Origin of the sequence: Secundilactobacillus kimchicus JCM 15530, assembly GCF_001433995.1 — a bacterium.
Taxonomy (GTDB): domain Bacteria; phylum Bacillota; class Bacilli; order Lactobacillales; family Lactobacillaceae; genus Secundilactobacillus; species Secundilactobacillus kimchicus.
On record NZ_AZCX01000004.1, the window covers coordinates 62111 to 83743 of the forward strand.

The 21633-nt window shown below is 47.3% G+C and carries 22 protein-coding genes; 21 read left to right on the top strand and 1 reads right to left on the bottom strand.

The window, feature by feature from the left end:
* Positions 1–62 precede the first annotated feature (62 nt).
* Positions 63–731: a YigZ family protein gene (locus tag FC96_RS06480; RefSeq protein ID WP_056942433.1), complete on the bottom strand. Its 669-nt coding sequence runs from the start codon at positions 729–731 to the stop codon at positions 63–65.
* A gap of 41 nt (positions 732–772) precedes the next feature.
* Here FC96_RS06480 and FC96_RS06485 point away from each other — a divergent pair, with 41 nt between their 5' ends.
* The 21 genes from FC96_RS06485 (at position 773) to trxB (ending at position 21535) form a co-directional block, all read left to right on the top strand.
* On the top strand, positions 773–2110 hold the full coding sequence (locus tag FC96_RS06485; protein ID WP_056942572.1) for an ATP-dependent helicase ComFA: 1338 nt from the start codon (positions 773–775) through the stop codon (positions 2108–2110).
* Entirely contained in the window at positions 2088–2774 is a 687-nt protein-coding gene (locus FC96_RS12735) for a ComF family protein (RefSeq protein WP_082593402.1), read from the top strand. Before FC96_RS06485 ends, FC96_RS12735 begins: the two co-directional genes overlap by 23 nt.
* A gap of 141 nt (positions 2775–2915) precedes the next feature.
* Entirely contained in the window at positions 2916–3482 is a 567-nt protein-coding gene (hpf, locus tag FC96_RS06495) for a ribosome hibernation-promoting factor, HPF/YfiA family (RefSeq protein ID WP_054660601.1), read from the top strand.
* A gap of 204 nt (positions 3483–3686) precedes the next feature.
* A complete protein-coding gene (gene secA / locus FC96_RS06500; RefSeq protein ID WP_056942435.1) occupies positions 3687–6050 on the top strand; it encodes a preprotein translocase subunit SecA in 2364 nt (787 codons plus the stop codon).
* A gap of 89 nt (positions 6051–6139) precedes the next feature.
* Positions 6140–7259 (top strand): peptide chain release factor 2 gene (prfB, locus tag FC96_RS06505; RefSeq protein WP_156403175.1). Its coding sequence is split into 2 segments (ribosomal slippage): positions 6140–6211 and positions 6213–7259, totalling 1119 coding nucleotides; the frame shifts between segments, so codons are not numbered across the junction.
* A 135-nt stretch (positions 7260–7394) separates the two neighbouring features.
* On the top strand, positions 7395–8546 hold the full coding sequence (locus FC96_RS06510; RefSeq protein WP_054660603.1) for a PDZ domain-containing protein: 1152 nt from the start codon (positions 7395–7397) through the stop codon (positions 8544–8546).
* 9 nt (positions 8547–8555) lie between these two features.
* Positions 8556–9272, top strand: a complete 717-nt coding sequence (locus tag FC96_RS06515; RefSeq protein ID WP_056942437.1) for a response regulator transcription factor — start codon at positions 8556–8558, stop codon at positions 9270–9272.
* Positions 9265–10659, top strand: a complete 1395-nt coding sequence (locus FC96_RS06520) for a sensor histidine kinase (RefSeq protein WP_056942438.1) — start codon at positions 9265–9267, stop codon at positions 10657–10659. Before FC96_RS06515 ends, FC96_RS06520 begins: the two co-directional genes overlap by 8 nt.
* 266 nt (positions 10660–10925) lie before the next feature.
* The gene (locus tag FC96_RS06525; RefSeq protein ID WP_054660609.1) at positions 10926–11798 is read left to right on the top strand and encodes a phosphate ABC transporter substrate-binding protein PstS family protein; all 873 of its coding nucleotides are present in this window, start codon (positions 10926–10928) and stop codon (positions 11796–11798) included.
* Positions 11798–12724 (top strand): phosphate ABC transporter permease subunit PstC, encoded by a 927-nt coding sequence (gene pstC / locus FC96_RS06530; RefSeq protein WP_056942439.1) that lies wholly within the window; start codon positions 11798–11800, stop codon positions 12722–12724. The genes FC96_RS06525 and pstC overlap by 1 nt, the downstream gene beginning before the upstream one ends.
* Entirely contained in the window at positions 12721–13608 is an 888-nt protein-coding gene (pstA, locus tag FC96_RS06535; protein ID WP_054660611.1) for a phosphate ABC transporter permease PstA, read from the top strand. Before pstC ends, pstA begins: the two co-directional genes overlap by 4 nt.
* A 10-nt stretch (positions 13609–13618) precedes the next feature.
* A complete protein-coding gene (gene pstB, locus FC96_RS06540; RefSeq protein ID WP_056942440.1) occupies positions 13619–14446 on the top strand; it encodes a phosphate ABC transporter ATP-binding protein PstB in 828 nt (275 codons plus the stop codon).
* Positions 14447–14458: 12 nt separating this feature from the next.
* On the top strand, positions 14459–15214 hold the full coding sequence (gene pstB, locus FC96_RS06545) for a phosphate ABC transporter ATP-binding protein PstB (RefSeq protein WP_056942441.1): 756 nt from the start codon (positions 14459–14461) through the stop codon (positions 15212–15214).
* Between the two features lie 14 nt (positions 15215–15228).
* Positions 15229–15891, top strand: coding sequence for a phosphate signaling complex protein PhoU (gene phoU, locus FC96_RS06550; protein WP_054660613.1), 663 nt, complete (start codon positions 15229–15231; stop codon positions 15889–15891).
* Between the two features lie 91 nt (positions 15892–15982).
* Complete coding sequence (locus tag FC96_RS06555; protein ID WP_054660615.1) at positions 15983–16276, top strand: PspC domain-containing protein; 294 nt, start codon at positions 15983–15985, stop codon at positions 16274–16276.
* Positions 16277–16279: 3 nt separating this feature from the next.
* A complete protein-coding gene (locus tag FC96_RS06560; RefSeq protein WP_056942442.1) occupies positions 16280–16639 on the top strand; it encodes a phage holin family protein in 360 nt (119 codons plus the stop codon).
* Positions 16640–16715: 76 nt separating this feature from the next.
* Entirely contained in the window at positions 16716–17669 is a 954-nt protein-coding gene (hprK, locus tag FC96_RS06565; RefSeq protein ID WP_056942443.1) for an HPr(Ser) kinase/phosphatase, read from the top strand.
* 29 nt (positions 17670–17698) lie between these two features.
* A complete protein-coding gene (gene lgt / locus FC96_RS06570; protein ID WP_056942444.1) occupies positions 17699–18553 on the top strand; it encodes a prolipoprotein diacylglyceryl transferase in 855 nt (284 codons plus the stop codon).
* A gap of 12 nt (positions 18554–18565) precedes the next feature.
* The gene (locus FC96_RS06575; RefSeq protein WP_056942445.1) at positions 18566–19579 is read left to right on the top strand and encodes an NAD(P)H-dependent glycerol-3-phosphate dehydrogenase; all 1014 of its coding nucleotides are present in this window, start codon (positions 18566–18568) and stop codon (positions 19577–19579) included.
* Between the two features lie 19 nt (positions 19580–19598).
* Positions 19599–20495 (top strand): UTP--glucose-1-phosphate uridylyltransferase GalU, encoded by an 897-nt coding sequence (gene galU, locus FC96_RS06580; RefSeq protein ID WP_056942446.1) that lies wholly within the window; start codon positions 19599–19601, stop codon positions 20493–20495.
* A 95-nt stretch (positions 20496–20590) separates the two neighbouring features.
* Complete coding sequence (gene trxB / locus FC96_RS06585) at positions 20591–21535, top strand: thioredoxin-disulfide reductase (RefSeq protein WP_054660617.1); 945 nt, start codon at positions 20591–20593, stop codon at positions 21533–21535.
* Positions 21536–21633: the final 98 nt, after the last annotated feature.

The window sequence follows — 21633 nt, forward strand, 5'->3', positions numbered from 1 at the left end:
GTTAAATGCCAAAAACACCGGATTCGCTAATAAGCGGGTCCGGTGTTTTTTTGTAAGGCCTGTTACGGCATTGACGTCAGCTTCTTGGCGGCTTCAAACGTGATTGGCACGTCATTATATTGTTGATCGCCTAGCTTAAAGGTGACCTGGCCGCTTAAAAAGTCGGTAATCAGGGCCTGCGTTTGTTCAATGGCCGTTTCGCTAACCATAAGGGTGACGGTTACAGATTCGGCATAGGCGGTATCAGCGACTGGAATCTGTTGTTGCTGCAAAAAATAACTGAGTTTCTCAAAGTTTGCGTAGTTGATGGTTGTCAGAATCGCAGTCTGCATGACCCGGTTCACTAGGCCAACCGATTCAAGTGCGGTGGAAGTGGCGTTGCTATAGGCCCGAATTAGGCCCCCAGCGCCCAGCTTAATACCGCCGAAGTAACGGGTGACAACCGCCGCAACGTTGTGAACACCAACACGCTTTAACACTTCGAGGATGGGCACTCCGGCTGTTCCAGATGGTTCGCCATCATCGCTTTCTCGTTGGATCTGGTCGTTTTGACCGATTAGATAGGCGAAACAGTTATGATTGGCTTTTGGATTGGCTTTTTTTGTCGCGGCAATAAAGTTGTCGGCTGCTTCTTTAGAAGTGACTCGGGTGAGGGTGCAGATGAACTGAGACTTTTTAATGAGGAGTTCGTGCTGCCCATTTTCTTTAATCGTGACGTAGTTTTCTGACAAAAAAATTCCCCCAAAGGATTGAATTGAAAGTTGGTCTGATGATGATTGAACAATTAAGTGAACTATACGGTCGGCAAATTCCCAGCCGGGACGTTTCCCCATCATTGTTGAACGATTCCGCTGTTTGTCGCCGGCCAGCGTTTGACGGGGCATACTGTCAGCGGTGTGGCCAATCGGCTGATCGGCGGTCGACAACCCTGCCCAACGGGGCCATCTATTGCCCACACTGTATTCAGATGGGCCGACTCACATCAAACGATGAATTGTGTACCATAGCCGAACCGAACCAGTTTACCTCACGACTGCCAGCTTTAACGTGGACCGGCGTTCTTACTACGTTGCAGGCTGCATGTAGCCACCGAATTCAGGCCGCTTTTGAGCAGCGTCAAGATACCCTTCTCTGGGCAGTCACTGGGGCTGGTAAGACTGAAATGCTGTTTCCGGGCATCGCTTGGGCCTTGGAGGCGGGGCTGCGGGTGGCAGTCGCATCGCCTAGAGTCGACGTGTGTCTCGAATTAGCCCCGCGGTTGCAGGCAGCCTTTAACGCCGTTGATCAAGCTGTCTTATACGGCGATATGAAGGGGGCGTACCAATACTGTCAGCTGACAATTTGTACCACTCACCAACTACTTCGATTTTACCATGCTTTTGACGTGTTAGTCGTCGATGAAGTCGATGCTTTTCCCTTTGCCTCCGATCCTGGATTGAAGTATGCAAGTGAGCAAGCCAAGAAACCAAATGGGGCGCTCTTGTACCTAACAGCCACCCCTAGTGATTGGTTGCAAAGGGCCGCTAGAAAGGGCGAGCTGGTGATGACTTATCTGCCAATCCGCTACCATGGTCACTTGTTACCAGAAATCAAAGTGGTGCGAACCCGAGATTGGCGGGCGAAGATGCACCAAGGACGGCTTCCAGATCGGCTCGTACGGCAGATGCGAGAAAACTTCACTCACCGGCGACGGTTTCTATTATTTGCACCCCACGTTGCTGATTTGCCCGCCTTAAAGCGGGCCTTGGAGCTGACTTTCCCAGGGGAAACTGTGGTGACGGTCCATGCCACGGATCCTGAGCGGCACGCCAAAGTTAGTCGGATGAGAAGTCGTGAGCTTAACTTTTTGGTCACGACGACCATTTTGGAGCGGGGCGTCACCTTTCCAGAAATTGACGTGTTTGTGCTTGGCGCAGAGGATCAAGTTTTTTCAACGGCAGCCCTTGTGCAGATAGCCGGCCGGGCGGGACGAAGTGCAAGTGATCCAGATGGTGCGGTACGCTTTTATGCGAACCAATTAACCGAAGTCATCAAAACGGCGCAACAGCAAATCAAGTTTGTTAATCGAAAAGCTCGGAGGATTCAACATGACTCAGTGCGTCCTATGTGAGCGGGTAGTGGCTCCGGTAATAGATTTAAAGAAGCTCCTTGATTTTTCACCACTAACCGTTCCCCAATTGTGTCAGATCTGTCAAGGCCGGTTCGTGGCCATCCCGCCTGATCAGTCTTGTCCGAAGTGTGGGCGGCATCAGGAGATAACAACAATTTGTCCAGATTGTACGCAGTGGGGAATTGATGAGCCATTTATCAACCGGGCGCTTTATGAGTATAACGAGGCGATGAAGACGTTTTTTTCGGACTATAAGTTCCGTGGCGATTTTCGTCTTAGAAAGGCGTTTGAAGCGGACATGAAGCGGGCAATTAACGTTAGTCATGCCGACGTGGTGACCATCATTCCGGTTGATGAGCAAACGCTACAGACGCGAGGATTTAACCAAGTCGTGGGGCTCGTTGGTGACTATCCCGTAGTTGCGCTATTTGAAACGCAAACGACAAACAAGGGTAAGCGACAGTCCGAGCGTAACCGGCACGACCGAATGACCGCACCGCAGCCGTTTCGATTAACACCACCAGCCACGAGTTTAATTGCGGGAAAGCGGGTTTTAATTATTGACGATGTTTACACAACGGGGCGAACGATTCGGCATGCTGCTAGTCTAGCGCGGGCAGCAGGAGCGTCTTGGGTTCAAGGATTAACCCTAGCTCACGGATAAGTTTAACCAATTCATTGTGTATTGAAGCGCTTTCTATTATAATATAGTTAAACAAAACAACAGTGAGCGCGGCACCCAACACTTTGTTAGTTAACCGCCTTAAAGTCGCTTTTGTTTGTGTATGGAAGGGAGAGAAGTTTTATGCTCACATTCAATATTCGTGGAGAAAACATTGAGGTTACTCAGGCTATTCGGGACTACGTCGAAAAACGGATTAGCAAACTTGAAAAGTATTTTGAAAATAGCGTGACTGCTACCGCACACGTTAACCTGAAGGTCTATCCTAATAAGGATGCCAAAGTGGAAGTGACCATTCCACTACCATACCTGACCTTAAGAGCTGAAGAAACTTCACCAGATCTTTACGCAAGTATTGATTTGGTTACTGATAAGCTTGAACGTCAAATTCGGAAGTACAAAACCAAGATTAACCGCAAGTCGCGTGAAAAGGGACTTAAGAACCTGGAATTTACTTCTGAGGATGTCAATGAAGCTGCAGCGGCTCCTGACTCAAACGAATCAGACTTAGACGTTGTTCGGACGAAGCGGATTTCGCTAAAGCCAATGGACAACGAAGAAGCAATCCTTCAAATGGACATGCTAGGTCACGACTTCTTCATCTATGAAGATGCTGACACAAATGGGATTAGCATTGTGTACCGCCGTAACGACGGCCGCTATGGCTTGATTGAAGCCAGCGACGAATAACAAAACAGGTCACATTAAGACTGGGGTCATGACCCCAGTCTTTTTGATTGGCGTCATATTCGTCATTAAAATTTAATTTGTTTTGCAATAAACATCAGTTTTCAATCATGGTCATAAATGTTAAACTGATTATTGGTATGCAATCGAAGTTAACAAAAGAGCATTAACACCTTTGCAATTTAGTAAACACAGAAGGGAATTAATATGGCTAACATTTTACGAAAATGGGTCGAAAGCGATAAGCGCGAGCTTCGACGGATCAGCAAAATTGCTGACAAAGTCAATAGCTATTCGAAAGAATACGAACAACTATCAGATGCCGATTTACAGGCTAAAACACCCGAATTCCAACAACGTTACAAAAACGGAGAATCATTAGATGACTTGCTTCCAGAAGCGTTTGCAGTCGCTCGTGAAGGGGCTAAACGTGTCTTGGGTCTCTATCCATTCCACGTTCAAATCATGGGGGGGATTGTCCTTCATGAAGGTAACATCGCTGAAATGAAAACCGGTGAAGGGAAAACCTTGACTGCGACGATGCCAGTTTATTTGAACGCTCTTTCAGGTGACGGGGTTCACGTGGTGACGGTTAACGAGTACTTGTCAGAACGTGATGCGACTGAAATGGGTGAACTATACAACTGGCTTGGTTTAAGCGTTGGGTTGAACCTGACCGAGAAATCTGCTGATGAAAAGCGGGAAGCTTACAACGCTGACATTACGTATTCAACAAACTCCGAAATTGGGTTTGATTATCTCCGGGACAACATGGTGCTCTACAAGGCTGATATGGTTCAACGACCATTGAACTTCGCCATTGTCGATGAAGTGGACTCCATCTTGATTGATGAAGCTCGGACACCGTTGATTATTTCAGGTCAGGCCGAAGGGACGTCACAACTTTATGAACGGACGGACCGGTTTGCGAAGACTCTCCATGAAGATACCGACTTTAAGATTGATTTGGAATCAAAGAGTGTGTCGTTAACGGAAGAGGGAATTGCTAAGGCCGAAAAGTACTTCAACTTGCATAACCTTTACGATCCCGATAACACAGCATTGACCCACCATATGGATCAAGCGCTACGGGCCAACTTTATTATGCTTCGCGATAAGGATTACGTGGTGGATGACGGTGAGGTTAAAATCGTTGATTCATTTACGGGTCGGGTGATGGAGGGTCGTCGTTACTCCGATGGTTTGCACCAAGCTATCGAAGCTAAAGAAGGCGTTGAGATTCAAGAAGAAGCCAAGACGATGGCCAACATTACGTACCAAAACATGTTCCGGATGTACAACAAGTTAGCTGGGATGACAGGGACGGCGCGGACCGAAATCGAAGAATTCCGTGAAATTTACAGTATGGAAGTTATTTCGGTACCGACGAACAAGCCAGTTGTCCGTTTGGACGAAGCTGACGTTTTGTATCCAACGCTTGAAGCGAAGTTTGAGGCCGTGGTTGACCGGGTCAAGGAATTACATGAAAAGGGCCAACCGATTCTAATTGGGACAGTTGCCGTTGAAACGTCAGAGTATTTATCTGAACAACTTGACGCCGCTCAAATCCCGCACGTGGTCTTGAATGCCAAGAATCACGCGAAGGAAGCGGATATTATCATGAATGCTGGTCAACGTGGGGCCGTCACGATTGCCACCAACATGGCTGGTCGTGGGACGGATATCAAGCTTGGACCGGGCGTTCGTGAACTCGGCGGATTGGTCGTATTAGGGACTGAGCGACACGAATCTCGACGGATTGACAACCAACTTCGTGGCCGATCAGGGCGGCAAGGTGACCCTGGTTTGACTCAATTCTACCTATCGCTTGAAGATGACCTGATGCGGCGGTTTGGGACTGACCGTGTCAAGACGTTCTTGGAACACATGAACGTTGAAGGCGAGAACGCCGTGATCCGTAGTCGGATGATTTCACGTCAAGTGGAATCAGCCCAAAAGCGGGTTGAAGGAAACAACTATGACTCTCGGAAAAACGTGTTGCAATACGATGATGTGATGCGTGAACAACGTGAAGTTATTTACGGCCAACGCAAACAGATCATTGAAGAAAACGACACGCTTAAGTGGGTGCTGATGCCAATGGTCAAGCGGACCGTTGACCGGGTCGTTAACTTGCACACTCAAGGTGAGCAAAAAGATTGGGATCTTGGGACGCTGTTGGACTTCGCCATTTCGGTGCTGGTCAGCCCAGATCAAATTAAGTTAGACGACTTAAAGGGCAAGTCAGCCGACGAAATTAAGCAATTCTTGATGGACTTGGCTGAACAAGTTTACAAGGAAAAACAAGACCAACTTTACGAAGCCTCACAAATGCTGGAGTTTGAAAAAGTTGTGATCTTACGGGTCGTTGATTCTCACTGGACAGACCACATCGACGTGATGGATCAATTGAGAACGTCAATCGGTCTGCGGGGCTACGGCCAATTGAACCCACTTGTTGAATACCAACAAGACGGGTACCGGATGTTTGAAGAAATGATTGCAGACATTGATTACGATGCAACGCGATTATTTATGAAATCAGAAATTCGGCAAAATATTACGCGTTAAATTGTCCTTTAAATGGCTGGTGAATACCTATTCGCCGGCCATTTTGGGTGTTATTTGCCGAATTATCAGGCACTAAACGGAGGAAAAACATGGAATTAAGCGAAATTAAACATCAAATAAAAGCCATGGCAGATGAAATTGCAGGCTTTGGGAGGTCACTTTGACTTTGATGCCCTGAGTGAGAGTGTCTCAATTAACGAGTCAAAGATGGCTGAACCGGGTTTTTGGGATAATCGGCTAGCTGCCCAGAAGTTGATTGATGAAAATAATCAGCTAAAGGCCAAACTTGACGATTATAAGCAACTTAGAGACGATTTGGATGATCTTGAAGTATCAACGGAATTATTAGCGGAAGAACCCACGGATGCCGATCTTGCCAGCGAGACTGAATTAGCCTTGCATACGCTTCAAGAAGCGTTGAACAAGTACCGGCTTAACCTGTTGCTAAGTGGGCCGTATGATCACAATAATGCGATTTTGGAAATTCATCCGGGGGCCGGTGGCACCGAATCGCAAGACTGGGGCGCCATGCTGCTGCGGATGTATTCGCGGTGGGCTGAGCAACATGATTTTAAAGTGACCACTTTAGATTATCAGCCCGGCGACGTCGCAGGAATCAGCAGTGTGACCCTTTTGATTGCTGGGCAAAATGCCTACGGGTACTTGCGTTCAGAAAAGGGCGTCCACCGGCTTGTCAGAATATCACCTTTTGATTCGGCTGGCCGTCGTCATACGTCCTTTGCCTCAGTTGACGTCTTACCAGAGTTAGATGACTCTGTCGAAGTCGACATTAATCCAGCCGACCTTAAAGTGGACGTTTATCGGGCTAGCGGGGCAGGGGGCCAACACGTTAACAAGACGAGTTCGGCCGTTCGGATTACTCATGAACCGACGGGCATCGTTGTTGCGAGTCAGGCCCAACGATCCCAGCTTCAAAACCGCCAAACGGCCATGAATATGTTGAAAGCCAAACTGTACGAGTTGGAAGAAGAAAAGAAGGCGAAGGAAAAAGCCGCTTTGGAGGGCGATCAACTCGAGATTGGTTGGGGTTCTCAGATTCGATCGTACGTCTTTCATCCGTATACGATGGTGAAGGATCATCGGACAAATTACGAAACTGGAAACGGTCAAGCTGTCATGGATGGTGAGTTAGATCCCTTCATTAACGCTTATCTCCAGTGGCAATTGGAACAAAAAAATCCCCAATGATCATTCTTTTAACGTGCCGGGCAGACTTCATAATCTGCCCGGCCTTTTTATTTTTGCCGTCATTGCTTTGTCCTACGTCGTAGAATCGGGGATTATGCTATACTTTGGGTAGTTTAAAAGATTTGAGGAAGAATTATGACAATCGGATTACTCTTTGCTTCGTTAGTCCTGCAGCCTGTTTGGTGGATGGGCCTCATTCGCGAATGGCGAACGTCAAACCACCGAATCCGAGCTGAGCGGCGCACGTTTGGTAGCGCAGTTTACCAGGACCAGTATGAATTACGGCACTACCTCAGTCAGAGTTTGGTGCTTGGTGTTCTGGCGTCTTCGTTGAGTATTTTAGTGGGCGTCACTGTGCCAATCACTTGGTGGATCATGTATACCGTACTTGCGTTACTGGGGATGATGGCTTTACCTGCGGGTGGCCCGCTTATTGTTTTAGTAATCAGTATTGCGGGATATTTTGCAAACCAAGTTTACGGCTTTTGGCAACCGGATGAGACAACTCTGACGCAACTTGGATTCTCAGATTGGCTGCCAGCTAACCCGAATTTTGTTGCTGTGGCGACCATTGCGTTACTTTTAGTCAGTATCTGGCTCTATCGCATTGGGGGGCGGTATAATGCGCCCCAGGTGTTAACTAAGCAACGGGGGCAAAAAGTCGCCGAGTACCGGTTCAATGAATTGACAGTGATTCCAATGCTGGTGCTTGTTCCCGGGGACTGGTTTGTTAGCCACATTAGCTTTTGGCCAACCCTGATGGTGGGACAGCATCGGATGACGCTCCTGTTTTTGCCGCTGGTGATTGGCCTTCGTTGGACTATTTTGAAACAAGTGCCCAGAGTAGCGCTGGTTCAATTGGCGCGAAAGGTCCTTGTTTTGGGTATTGTTGGCCTCGTTTTAACGGTGATCAGCAGATTTGTCCCAGTTTCGACGCCATGGCTATTAGGCGGATTGGTCATTGGGTATGGGCTTGTTTTAGGGTCTGAGCGGTTGCGTGATCAGCACCGAGACTTTTGGTTCTCGGATGTTAATCGCGGGGTTCGAGTGATTGGGATTCAACCCAGAACCCCAGCTGCTAAAATGGCGCTCAATATTGGTGACATTATTCTTGAATGTAACCACGTTCCCGTTAATAATGAAGCTGACTTTTACCGGGCACTGTTGCAAGATGCAACATACTGTCATTTGCGAATTCAAGAGCCAGATGGCGAATTGAAGGTCAGTGAAACGGCCATTTTTGCAAATGCGCCCCACGAGATTGGTGTTGTGCTATTTCAACAATAGGAGGCCCCTATGCAACGAATACTTGTTGTCGATGATGAACCTGCAATTGTCACGTTACTGACTTATAATTTAGAAACAGCGAACTACGAAGTGGTGACGGCGACGTCTGGTCCAGATGCCGTTAAACTGGCTCTAAAAAAGCCGTTTGACGCTATTTTACTTGATGTCATGCTACCGGGTTTTGACGGCGTTGAAGTGACAAAGCGGTTAAGACAAGAGCGTGTTCTCACGCCAATCATTATGATTACGGCGAAAACGGACGAGTTTGATAAAATTTTCGGGTTAGAAATAGGTGCAGATGATTATATTACAAAGCCATTCAGTCCACGAGAGGTCATGGCTCGGCTTAAGGCCGTGTTACGCCGGTATAACGACGCATTACCAGAAACAAAGGCCAGCGATCAAGGTGCCAATGATCAGATTCGAGTCGGGGCCCTTAATATTGATCTAAAACGGGTGGCGGTTTATTTGGATGGCGAGCTCGTCAACCTTACCCCAAAGGAATTTGAATTACTCGTTTACCTCGTTAAGCGGCCGGGTCAGGTTCTCAGTCGCGACCAGCTGTTAACGGGAGTGTGGGGGTATGATTACGGTGGCGAGACGCGAATGGTAGATATTCACATTTCACATCTTCGTGACAAGATTGAAACCGATCCCAAGCACCCGCAGTATGTCCAGACTGTTCGTGGTTTTGGTTATCGATTTGAGGTGCCGGATCATGGTTAAAAAATTGGCCAGTGTTTTCAGCTTTGTATACGTTGTTAACCTGGTGGTATTACTGATATTGTTGGCGGTGAGTCCGGCCATCCAACTGTCTGTGTTTCAAATTGGCGAGTTGATGGGATTGAACTTAGTGGCCTCAGGTGTTGAGACCGGTATAGTCTGGTTAATCCGACAGCCACAGTTACGCAAGATAGCGGTTTTAAAGGGGAAAATTGAGGGCATTCAAAATGCGGCCCCACCAACCCACGTGCTGTTACGGCCCGACGACGATTTATATCAGCTGGCAATGGCCATCAATAACCTGCAAACCCACCAGCGCAAGCTTTTGGAGACACAACGGCATCAAGATGCGGAAATGAGTTTGTTGCTGACGTCACTGCCAGTCGGCGTGATGGTGATTGATCGCTACCGAAAAGTGGAACTGGCCAATCGCGCAATGGGGGCGTTTCTGGAAACAACCATTGACGAGCAGCGCCATCCATACACTCAGGATATTAAAAACTACGAACTAGCAACCTTAATCAGTCAGGCCATTGAGGCTAGGGCGACGCAGCAAGCGACGGTGACGCTGATGGCGGTTCCAACACCGCGAACGGTCGAGGCGACGGTATTATATGCTCCCAGTCCCCACAATGATTTTTTTGCGATTGTGTTGTTGTATGACATTACCGAAATTGCCGCAATCGAAAAAATGCAGCGGGATTTTTTGACTAATGCGTCGCATGAATTGAAGACACCCGTCACAGCCATTACGGGTTTTGCGGAGACGCTGTTAGCGGGTGCTAAGGACGATCCGGAAACGTTAACGAAGTTTTTGGGGATTATTCAACGTGAAGGCGCGCGGTTGACGGACCTCATTACTGACGTCTTGTCAATTTCACGGATTGAATCACAGACGGTTGCGGCCCCCAAGTTAACGAAGGTTCTGTTGGCCGATTTGGTTGATGAACAATTTGAAGTGATGCAACAGTCGGCTGCTGGCCAATCGATTGAATTGGTCAATGCGGTTGATCAGCACGCCGTTATTTTAGCCGATCGCGACAAGTTGATTGAAATTTTGAAGAATTTAATTTCAAATGCCATTAAGTATAATCAGCCAAATGGTCAGGTCCGAGTAAGTTATCAACAGACAGCGGCTCAATGGACCTTAACGGTAGCTGATACCGGCATTGGAATTTCGCAAGCTGATCAGACACGGGTTTTCGAACGATTCTACCGGGTCGATAGTTCGCGCAATAAGCAGGTCGTGACTGGTACCGGGCTCGGATTGGCGATTGTCGCTGAATTAGTGGCGGCTATGAAGGGCCAAATCCACTTGGAGAGTCAACGCGGGGTTGGAACCAGCGTCGCAGTGACAATTCCGCAAAGCCACGCTACTCCAGATAGATGATTGTTGCAAGAGTGGGCGATAAAACTCGGAAAATGCCACAATCAACCTCAAATAACTCCGATTCCGGTGAACGATTCCCCGGAACCGGAGTTATTTGGGTTTTTCAACCAAGACTGGGTGGGAAGAAGTCAAGTTGGGGCATAGCCCGTTCAAATAAACGAGGCTCAGTTTTTGTCACCTTTACAAAACCTTTACATAGAATTGCGCTGACATTTACATTCGTTCTGTACACTTAAAAATTGAAAAGTGGGATTGGAGGAGTCGAAATGCGTAAATCGCGCTGGATTCAACTTGTCATTGTGCTGGTTATTGTCGTTTTAGGCACAGCTGGTTACGTGACCCGAAAAACAACGCACGCTGATATGACGATTACAGCAGTCGGATCAACAGCGCTACAACCCCTTGTTGAGGCTGCTGGGGAAGAGTATTCAGGGCAGCATTTAGGAACGTTTATCAATGTTCAGGGAGGTGGCTCTGGTACCGGGTTAAGCCAAATTCAAGAGGGTGCCGTTGACATCGGCAACTCCGACGTGTTTGCCGAGGAACAAAAGGGTATCAAGGCGAACCGACTAGTGGACCATCGGGTAGCCGTTGTTGGCATCACGCCTATTGTCAACAAGAAAGTTGGGGTGAAGCGACTAACAACGGCACAACTGATCAAAATATTTACCGGTCGTGTGACGAACTGGTCACAATTAGGGGGGCGGCATCAACCCATTGTTTTACTAAACCGGGCTCAGGGAAGTGGGACCCGCATGACGTTTGAACGTTGGGCACTTAAAGGCGCCCGTAGTAAACCAGCTCAAGAACAGGATTCTTCTGGGATGGTTCGTCAGATTGTGGCAACAACGCCGGGGGCAATCAGCTACGTTGGGTTTTCATACGCAGACCAATCGGTTCAAGCCATTACCCTTAATGGTGTTTCGCCAACTGATGAAAATGTCAAAACCAACCGGTGGCCAATTTGGTCATACGAACACATGTATACGAGTCGGACCCCTGGCCCGTTAACTCAACGGTTTATTCGTTACATTCAGTCGGCTCATATTCAACGAACATTAGTGAAACAACTTGGCTACATTAGTGTGGCTGACATGCACGTAAGTCGCGATGTGAGCGGCCGAGTGGGGGAAAAATAATGGATAAAAAACTGCAGGAACAATTACTAAAAAAATCAAAAGCCGCCAAATTGGAAAGGTTAGGCCGGGGCGTTAGTTTTTCAGCCCTATTGCTCATTACGTTGACTGTGTTTGCCATTATTCTTTTTGTGGCGTCGAAGGGATTATCGACCTTCTTTTCAAACCACGTTAATTTTTGGGATTTTTTATCGGGAAAAAGTTGGAATCCAAGTGTGACTAATTCACATGGTCAGCCTGAGGTTGGCGCTTTACCCATGATTTTAGGGTCCTTTATCGTAACCATCCTATCGGCGATTATCGCGACGCCCTTTGCAATTGGGACGGCCATCTTTATGACCGAAATATCGCCGCGGCGAGGGGCGGCCATTTTGCAACCGGTGACTGAATTGCTGGTGGGGATCCCGTCGGTTGTCTATGGTTTCATTGGATTGACGGTTGTTGTGCCGGCAGTTCGGACCGTTTTTGGAGGTAGTGGCTTTGGCATCTTCTCTGGGACCTTTGTCCTGTTTGTGATGATTTTGCCAACGGTGACTTCAATGACGGTCGACGCATTAAAAACGGTCCCGCGTTATTATCGTGAAGCCGCGTTGGCACTGGGAGCTACGCGCTGGCAGATGATTTACAAGGTTGTATTGCGCGCTGCCACCCCGGGCATTTTAACCGCTATCGTGTTTGGGATGGCCCGCGCGTTTGGTGAGGCCCTTGCAGTGCAGATGGTGATTGGGAATGCTGCGTTAGTGCCAACCAGCTTGTTTGCCCCTGCGTCAACGCTAACGTCGGTCTTAACCACGGGAATTGGCAACACCGTTATGGGCTCAATGCAAAATAATGCATTGTGGTCGTTGGCCCTCGTTTTACTTGTGATGTCACTCATTTTCAACCTGGTGATTAGACTGATTGGTCGGAAGGGAGCCATGCCTAAATGAACCCAAAGTTAAGTAATAAAATTGCTAACGGCGCGTTATATGGAATCGCCGGTTTCATTGTTTTGATCTTGGCTGCGTTGTTGGGCTACATCATTATCACGGGCTTGCCGATGCTAAACTGGCATTTTCTAACCACGCCTGCTCGGGCCTTTACGGCCGGTGGCGGAATCGGAATTCAGTTGTTTAATTCGTTTTACTTGTTGCTACTGACGCTTTTGATTTCGTTTCCAATCGCTTTAGGTGCGGGGATCTATTTGAATGAGTATGCGCCGAATAACTGGGTGACTAACGTGGTTCGAACTGCCATTGAAATCTTAAGTTCACTACCATCCGTAGTTGTTGGGTTGTTCGGGTTTTTAATCTTTGTTGTCCAATTTGACTTTGGGTTTTCGATTTTATCGGGCGCTTTTGCGTTAACGTTCTTCAACTTACCACTCCTGACCCGGAGTATTGAAGAATCCTTAGCCGCTATTTCAAACACCCAACGGGAAGGGGGGCTGGCACTCGGATTATCGAAATGGGAAACGGTCACTCGAATCATTTTACCCGCTGCGCTACCAAGCATTTTGACCGGTGTGATTCTGAGTGCTGGACGAATTTTTGGGGAAGCAGCGGCCCTGATTTTTACGGCGGGTCAAAGCGCGCCGGCACTGGATTTCACCGATTGGAATCCGTTTAACATTTCCAGTCCGTTAAACCCAATGCGGCCCGCAGAAACGCTGGCGGTTCACATTTGGAAGATTAACTCCGAGGGAATTATGCCAGATGCTAAAGCCGTTTCGTCGGGAGCCTCGGCTGTGCTTGTTATTTCGGTCTTGGTCTTTAATATTTTGGCGCGGTTTATTGGTAAGCGACTTTACCAAAAATTGACGTCGGCAAAGTAGGAGGAAGCCCATGTTTGTTAATCCAACGAGTCAGCAAACCACCACATGGCTTGAGCGTAACGTGGTTGATATCAAACAAAAATTTGGCGCCAATATTATCCTTGAAACGAAGGGGTTGCGGGTGCTCTATGGCGATCACGAGGCCCTCCATGAGGGCGACTTACAGTTTGGTGAGCACCAGATCACGGCGTTGATTGGTCCTAGTGGTTCGGGGAAATCCACGTACCTGCGATCGTTAAATCGAATGAATGACGATGTTGCGACGGTCAAAGGGCAGATTTTGTATCGTGGTGTTGACGTGAACCGGTCCGAAATTGACGTTTATGAAATGCGCCGTCGAATCGGGATGGTTTTTCAGCGGCCCAACCCCTTTGCAAAGTCAATTTACGACAACATTACTTTTGCCCTGAAGCGCCGCGGGGTAACCAAGAAGGCAGTTTTAGATGAAATTGTCGAAACCAGCTTGAAGCAGGCGGCAATCTGGGACGAAGTTAAAGACGATCTCAATAAGAGTGCCTTGGCCTTGTCGGGTGGTCAACAACAGCGACTTTGCATTGCTCGAGCCATTGCGATTAAACCGGATATTTTACTGTTAGATGAGCCAGCAAGTGCGCTGGACCCGGTATCAACCAGTAAGCTTGAGGATACCCTACTCCGGCTCAAAGATAATTACACCATCATTATCGTGACCCATAACATGCAACAAGCGGCCAGAATTAGTGATTATACAGCTTTTTTCAACCAAGGGACCGCCCTTGAATACGACGTCACTTCAAAAATTTTTACCCGGCCAAAGGTAGCGTTAACGAACAATTACGTGGCTGGTGACTTTGGATAGGGGGACCTTTTATTGGCAACCATATTGACTTCTCGTGATGTACACGTTTATTACGGCAACCATGAAGCGTTAAAAGGCATTAGTCTTGATTTTGAAGAGAAAGGGATTACGGCGCTGATTGGCCCGTCAGGATCAAGCAAGTCAACCTACTTGCGAACCTTGAACCGGATGAACGATATGATTCCAGGTGTTACGGTGACGGGAAATATTGCGTTTCAGGGAAATGATATTTACGCCCCTCAAACTGATTTAGTCGCCTTGCGAAAACAAATTGGAATGGTGTTTCAGCAACCCAATCCATTTCCGTTTTCGGTTTATGATAACGTGGCCTTCGGGCTTCGCATTGCGGGTCAGAAAAACCGGGAAGCATTAGACGCGGTGGTTGAAAATGCGTTGCGCCAAGCGGCCGTTTGGGATGAGGTCAAGGACCACTTACACGATAGTGCGCTGGCGCTGTCTGGTGGTCAGCAGCAACGGGTCTGCATCGCCAGAGTTCTGGCGGTATCGCCCAAGATTATTTTATTGGATGAACCCACCAGTGCGTTAGATCCGATTTCTAGTAGTCAAATTGAATCAACTTTGCTACAATTACGCAAAGACTATACCATTATTACAGTCACTCATAATTTACAACAGGCGTCACGAATTGCTGATCGAACCGCCTTTTTTATGAATGGCGAAGTAGTTGAAGTGGATGATACAAAGAAAATATTTATGAATCCGGCCAAAAAAGAAACAGAGGACTATATCAGCGGCCGGTTCGGGTAGAGGGGGAATTGCTAATGAGAAGACAATTTGACGATGAATTGGCGGATTTGGATAACGGGTTCACAGAGATGGGCATGTTGGTCAGTGACGTCACCCAACGTGCTGTTGATGCTTTTATTAACCATGATCGGCAATCGGCTCAGGCAATTATCGACCATGATCATGACATTAACGAACGTGAGATTCAACTTGAAGCGAAGTCGTTTGAGATTATTGCCTTGTACCAGCCTGTCACCATGGATTTACGCGAAGTGGTGACCATTCTTAAAGCCGTTTCCGATCTTGAACGAGCTGGGGACCACGCGCGAAACATTGCAATCGCGACGATTGCAGTGAAGGGCAATACGCGGGTCGCTGAAATCGAGGCTCAAATTGCAGAGATGGGCCATTTGACTACTAAAATGGTTCAAAGCGCAATTCAAGCCTACGTTGATAAGGACGCCGAAGCCGCTAAAGCTTTAGTGACATTTGATAACCAGCTTCAAGAGCATCAAAAAGTGATTACCGATGCCTCGTACCAACAAATTATTCAAAATCCGGACGTTTTGAAGGCGGCCACAAACTACAACATCGTTGCCGGTGATCTTTTACGAATCGCAGACTACATGACAAACGTTGGTGAATGGATTATTTACCTCAAGACGGGTAAAATCGTTGAACTTAAATTTTTAAATTAAAAGTCTCTTGTGATTAGGGTTGAAAGCTTGCTTTCGACCCTTGTTTTATCTATTCTTATATAGAGAATAATTCTGTATGTGGGGTGATTAAATGCAACGAAAACGAAAGTTGACCCGGTCGCCAAACCGGATAATCGTAGGTGTTTTAGGTGGCCTTGCGGACTATTTTGGAATTGACGCCACACTAGTTCGAATCTTGTTTGCTGGCCTTTCCATTTTTCCTGGTCATTTGATTGCTGGGGTGCTGGTATACTTGGTCTTAATGGTCGTGATTCCTGATGACGCCACAAACCGCCCCCGTTCATCAGGCACAAAGCCGACTGAAGGTGGCCGCAAAACTTTGCATGACGTTACCGAAGAAGATCACCGAGAGGATAATCATTAATTTATGAGATTTTGGCAGCGAATATTATTAAACACCATTTTATTTATTGCTTTAGCGGGCTTTTTTCGTGATAGTTTCTACGTCGCTAACGTGTGGATTGCACTAATCGCAAGCGTTGTTTTGGCGGTTTTAAACGCCTTGGTCAAACCAGTCTTAGCCCTGTTGTCATTGCCCATAACCATTTTGACACTAGGGCTTTTTAGTATTGTGATTAACGGGGCGATGCTGGCGCTGACGTCAGCAGTCGTTGGCAGCGATTTTCATTTCTCATCGTTTGGCGCGACCATGTTGATTGCAATTTTGATGTCGCTTGTCAATGCGGTGATCTCTAATCAACTGGGCCGGAATCACCCCGCGCCATAAAACAGTTGTTGGCGTTTTCAATTTGACCCTAAAAAGTGATAAACTAGTACAAAAGTAGGTTCGAGGAGGGATTATATTGGCAGAACGGGTTACCGTAGCTGATTTAGTTGAAAATACCCGGTTAGACGTTTTATCTGGTGAGGAGTTTCTCTCAGAGCGGGAAATCACGACAAGTGATATTTCCCGACCAGGATTGGAATTAACTGGTTTTTTTAACTACTATCCAGCAAAGCGCGTGCAATTATTAGGCATCACTGAAACCTCTTTTGCAAAGGGGATGGATCACGCCAAATTACTAGATGTGATGCGGCATATGTGCCAACCAGAAACGCCAGCCTTTGTCATTTCGACGCAGTTGGAGCCTTCTGATGAACTTTATCAAGCGGCTAAGGAAGCAAACATTCCACTGCTTGGTACCAAGATGACCACGTCGCGAATTTTAAGTAACATGACCAATTACCTTGAAGGAAAATTGGCCGAACGACAATCGATCCACGGCGTGTTGGTTGATATTTACGGCGTTGGTGTGATGATTACTGGTGATTCTGGAGTTGGGAAGAGTGAAACGGCTTTGGAACTTGTCAAGCGTGGTCACCGGTTGATTGCAGACGACCGGGTTGAAGTTTATCAACAAGACGAACAAACATTGGTGGGACAAGCCCCTAAAATCTTGGCCCACCTACTTGAAATTCGGGGAATCGGAATTATTGATGTCATGAATCTCTTTGGTGCGGGTGCGGTCCGGAGTGAGACTGATATTGATTTAATCGTGCACTTGGAAGCTTGGTCGCCGGAAAAAAAGTTTGACCGGCTTGGTAACGCTGATGAATCAAGCAAAATTTTTGACGTGATTGTGCCTAAAATTTCTATCCCAGTTCGAACGGGTCGGAACCTGGCCATTATCATCGAAGCCGCGGCCATGAATTTCCGCGCAGAATCGATGGGATACGATGCAACGAAGGTCTTTGATGCCAATTTAAACCGATTAATTAGTGAAAATTCAAAAAAGGGTCCCAATAAGCAAGATTAGTGGGATTTCCGATTAAAGGAGGCGCCGCTTTGAGTGGCATAGTAGCAGCATTGAACCCGATTGCCTTTCGATTAGGCGGACTTCAGGTTCACTGGTACGGCATCATTATCGCTAGTGCGGTTGTCATCGCCGTGGTCCTTTCCGTGCGGGAAGGCCGTCGGCGAGGCATTGAGCCTGACGATATTTACGATATGATTCTCTGGGCACTACCGGCGGCCATTATTGCAGCGCGGGCCTATTACGTCGCTTTTGAGTGGCCTTATTACAGTCAACATCCGGCTGAAATTATCCGGGTTTGGGATGGCGGTATCGCCATTTACGGATCGCTCATTGGGGCGGGCTTAGTTGTTTACTTTTTTTGCCGGTCCCGATTTATTCCGGTTTGGTTGATGCTTGATGTGGCTGCACCAACTGTCATTATGGCCCAGGGCATTGGTCGTTGGGGAAACTTTATGAATCAAGAAGCTTTTGGCCAAGTGACCAGTTTAAGCTTTTTACAGGGTCTTCATTTACCAAATTGGATTATTAATCAGATGATGATTAATGGCGCCTATCGCCAACCAACCTTTCTCTATGAATCCTCGTGGGATATCTTGGGGTTTGTGTTCCTAATGGCTCTACGGCACCGCGAAGGATTGTTCAAACAAGGCGAAGTCTTTTTGAGTTATGTGATTTGGTATTCTTTCGGCCGGTTCTTTGTTGAAGGAATGAGAACGGACAGCCTGATGGTCTTCGGGTTAGTTCGAGTATCCCAGATCTTATCGATTGTCCTTTTTGTGGGCGCCATTGCGTTAATCATTTACCGTCGCAAAAGGCGGCCAATGGTCCCGATGTATTTAGATGGTAGTCCGTTCAGGAAACAGGCCACTGAGCCGAATAAGTAAGGAGAACTCACAATGGTGGAAAAAATTGCAGTGTTAGGTGCCGGTTCTTGGGGAAGTATTCTGGCTAACTTATTAGATGAAAATGGCCACGATGTTGCGTTGTGGTCCTATAATGCGGACCAAGTTGAAGAGCTTAACACGAGACATACCAATACCCGATACATTCAAAATTTTACGTATTCTGACAGTTTGAAGGCTTTTGCAAATCTTGAAGAGGCATTGGCGGGCGCAACCACAATTTTGTTTGTTGTGCCAACCAAAGCGGTCCGAGAAGTTGCTGGCAACGTGGCTAAAATTCTCGAAAAGACACAGTTAAAGCCCACGTTGATCCATGCTAGCAAAGGAATTGAGCAGGGGACCTATAAGCGAATTTCAGAAGTTTTGGCTGAGGAGATTCCCACTCAGTCAAGGCGGGCCATTACGGTATTGTCAGGTCCAAGCCATGCAGAAGATGTTGCCCGCAAAGACATCACGCTGGTCACGGCCGCGAGTTCCGATTTTTTGGCGGCTAAGCACGTTCAAAACTTGTTTATGAATCATTATTTCCGGGTCTACACTAATCCGGATGTGATTGGTGTCGAAATTGCCGCCGCATTGAAAAATATTATTGCTTTGGGCACTGGTGCCCTAACTGGACTGGGTTATGGCGACAATGCTAAGGCCGCGTTGATGACCCGGGGGCTTGCTGAGATTTCACGGCTAGGGACATCGTTTGGGGCTAACCCACAGACCTTTGTCGGCCTCGCCGGCGTTGGGGACATTATTGTCACTGGAACCAGTCAGAACTCGCGTAATTTCCGGGCGGGAAACGAACTGGGGCAAGGCCAAAGTTTGCAAGATGTCGTTGACCATATGGGCATGGTGATTGAAGGGGTGGCGACAACAAAAGCCGCCTATGAATTAGCCCAACAACGTGGTGTTGATATGCCAATTACCGAAGCCATTTACCAAGTTTTGTACGATGGTAAAGAGATTCGACAGGCCATTTCCGACTTAATGCAGCGTGAAGGTCGGTCTGAATTTTAAAACTAGGAGAGTTATCGTTATGAAGAAAGTGCGTAAAGCCATTATTCCAGCAGCCGGTTTGGGAACCCGTTTTTTACCCGCCACTAAAGCTTTAGCTAAAGAGATGCTGCCAATTGTTGATAAGCCAACAATCCAATTTATCGTTGAAGAAGCGCGGAAATCTGGTATCGAAGACATTGTGATTGTCAGTGGTAAGAGCAAGCGCTCGATTGAAGACCACTTTGATTCAAACCCGGAGCTTGAAGAAAATTTAAAAGCCAAGCATAAAGATGATATGTTGAAATTAGTGGAAGAAACTACGGATATTAATTTATATTTCATTCGGCAATCGCATCCCCGAGGCCTTGGTGATGCAGTCCTAACAGCCAAAGCATTTATTGGCGACGAACCATTTGTGGTCATGCTTGGCGATGACATGATGGAAGATAAAGTGCCGTTAACTCAGCAGTTAATCAATAGTTACCAGGACACGGGTGCGTCGACCCTGGCGGTTATGCGGGTCCCTCACGAAGACACTGCGAAGTACGGGGTGATTGACCCAACCGAGGAAATTAAACCTGGCCTTTATAACGTTAATAGCTTTGTCGAAAAGCCTAATCCGGATGAGGCGCCTTCTGATTTAGCAATTATTGGCCGCTACTTGTTTACGCCGGAGATTTTTGATGCGCTAGAACACACGGCACCAGGTAAGGGAAACGAAATCCAATTAACGGATGCCATTGATTTGTTAAACCGGACCCAGCGCGTCTTTGCCCATGAATTTAAGGGCGATCGGCACGATGTTGGCAATAAGTTTGGGTGGATTCAAACCAATATTGAATATGGCTTGAATCATCCAGAGGTTAAGGACCACTTACGAGCTTACATTGAAGCCCTCGGTCAAAAACTGGTTGAAGAAGACAAGAAAAAGAGTTAGTTTAAATAACTGGACAAACTTACAAAAAGATAGTAGAGTCATGCTTAAATTGAGGCAGGCTCGTTTAAGAGATTGCAGTTGGAAGGAGACCATTTATGGCAAAACAATATGATGTTATTGTAATTGGCGCTGGGCCAGGTGGGATGACAGCTGCCTTGTATGCGTCACGCGCAAACCTCTCCGTTTTATTGCTTGATCGCGGGATTTATGGCGGGCAAATGAATAATACGGCAGCGATTGAAAACTACCCGGGGTTTTCGTCAATTCTAGGTCCAGACCTTGCGGAAAATATGTATAAGGGCGCCACTCAATTTGGGGCCGAATATGCGTATGGTAGCGTAGAAAAGGTTGAGGACAAGGGAACCGTTAAAATCGTGACGACGGATACCGAAACCTATGAGACAAAAGCGGTGGTCGTTGCAACTGGTTCAGAATACCGAAAGCTAGGTGTTCCTGGCGAGGATAGTTATGGTGGCCGGGGTGTTTCCTACTGTGCGGTATGTGATGGCGCCTTTTTCAAAGGCCGTGAAGTTGTCGTTGTGGGCGGCGGTGATTCAGCAATTGAAGAGGGATTATACCTGACCCAATTGGCTTCAAAAGTGACGGTCATTCACCGGCGTGATCAATTACGGGCGCAAAAGATCATTCAAGACCGGGCCTTTGCAAACGACAAGATGAATTTTGTCTGGAATAGTAACGTGCAAGAAGTGCTGGGTGACGATATGAAGGTCACCGGCGTTCGAGTATTAAATAATCAAACTGGTGAAGAGCAAACAATCGAAGCCAGTGGGGTGTTTATTTACGTCGGAATTCTGCCAAAGACGGAACAGTTTAGTGGTCTGGGAATCACTAACGAAGACGGCTGGATTGAAACGAACGATCAGATGGAAACCAGCGTTCCTGGCATTTATGCGATTGGTGATGTTCGTGCGAAGGACCTTCGGCAGATTACAACAGCCGTTGGCGACGGTGGGGTTGCAGGCCAACAGGTCTTCAAGTACATCGAAGCGTTAAACAGCGACCTCGCAAAAACAAATTAAATGAAGCGATAACCGGTCTCTGAGTGTTTTCTCAGGGCCGGTTTTTTGGTCGGCCGCAGCTTGACCTAACCGGTATAATGGAGAAAAGACTTACGATA

Coding starts and splice junctions, on each gene's coding strand:
- FC96_RS06575 (WP_056942445.1), top strand. CDS start 18,566: ATGGTGGAAAAAATTGCAGTGTTAGGTGCCGGTTCTTGGGGAAGTATT.
- FC96_RS06525 (WP_054660609.1), top strand. CDS start 10,926: ATGCGTAAATCGCGCTGGATTCAACTTGTCATTGTGCTGGTTATTGTC.
- FC96_RS06515 (WP_056942437.1), top strand. CDS start 8,556: ATGCAACGAATACTTGTTGTCGATGATGAACCTGCAATTGTCACGTTA.
- FC96_RS06520 (WP_056942438.1), top strand. CDS start 9,265: ATGGTTAAAAAATTGGCCAGTGTTTTCAGCTTTGTATACGTTGTTAAC.
- FC96_RS06555 (WP_054660615.1), top strand. CDS start 15,983: ATGCAACGAAAACGAAAGTTGACCCGGTCGCCAAACCGGATAATCGTA.
- FC96_RS12735 (WP_082593402.1), top strand. CDS start 2,088: ATGACTCAGTGCGTCCTATGTGAGCGGGTAGTGGCTCCGGTAATAGAT.
- pstA (WP_054660611.1), top strand. CDS start 12,721: ATGAACCCAAAGTTAAGTAATAAAATTGCTAACGGCGCGTTATATGGA.
- secA (WP_056942435.1), top strand. CDS start 3,687: ATGGCTAACATTTTACGAAAATGGGTCGAAAGCGATAAGCGCGAGCTT.
- FC96_RS06510 (WP_054660603.1), top strand. CDS start 7,395: ATGACAATCGGATTACTCTTTGCTTCGTTAGTCCTGCAGCCTGTTTGG.
- galU (WP_056942446.1), top strand. CDS start 19,599: ATGAAGAAAGTGCGTAAAGCCATTATTCCAGCAGCCGGTTTGGGAACC.
- hpf (WP_054660601.1), top strand. CDS start 2,916: ATGCTCACATTCAATATTCGTGGAGAAAACATTGAGGTTACTCAGGCT.
- trxB (WP_054660617.1), top strand. CDS start 20,591: ATGGCAAAACAATATGATGTTATTGTAATTGGCGCTGGGCCAGGTGGG.
- pstB (WP_056942440.1), top strand. CDS start 13,619: ATGTTTGTTAATCCAACGAGTCAGCAAACCACCACATGGCTTGAGCGT.
- FC96_RS06485 (WP_056942572.1), top strand. CDS start 773: ATGATTGAACAATTAAGTGAACTATACGGTCGGCAAATTCCCAGCCGG.
- FC96_RS06560 (WP_056942442.1), top strand. CDS start 16,280: ATGAGATTTTGGCAGCGAATATTATTAAACACCATTTTATTTATTGCT.
- phoU (WP_054660613.1), top strand. CDS start 15,229: ATGAGAAGACAATTTGACGATGAATTGGCGGATTTGGATAACGGGTTC.
- pstC (WP_056942439.1), top strand. CDS start 11,798: ATGGATAAAAAACTGCAGGAACAATTACTAAAAAAATCAAAAGCCGCC.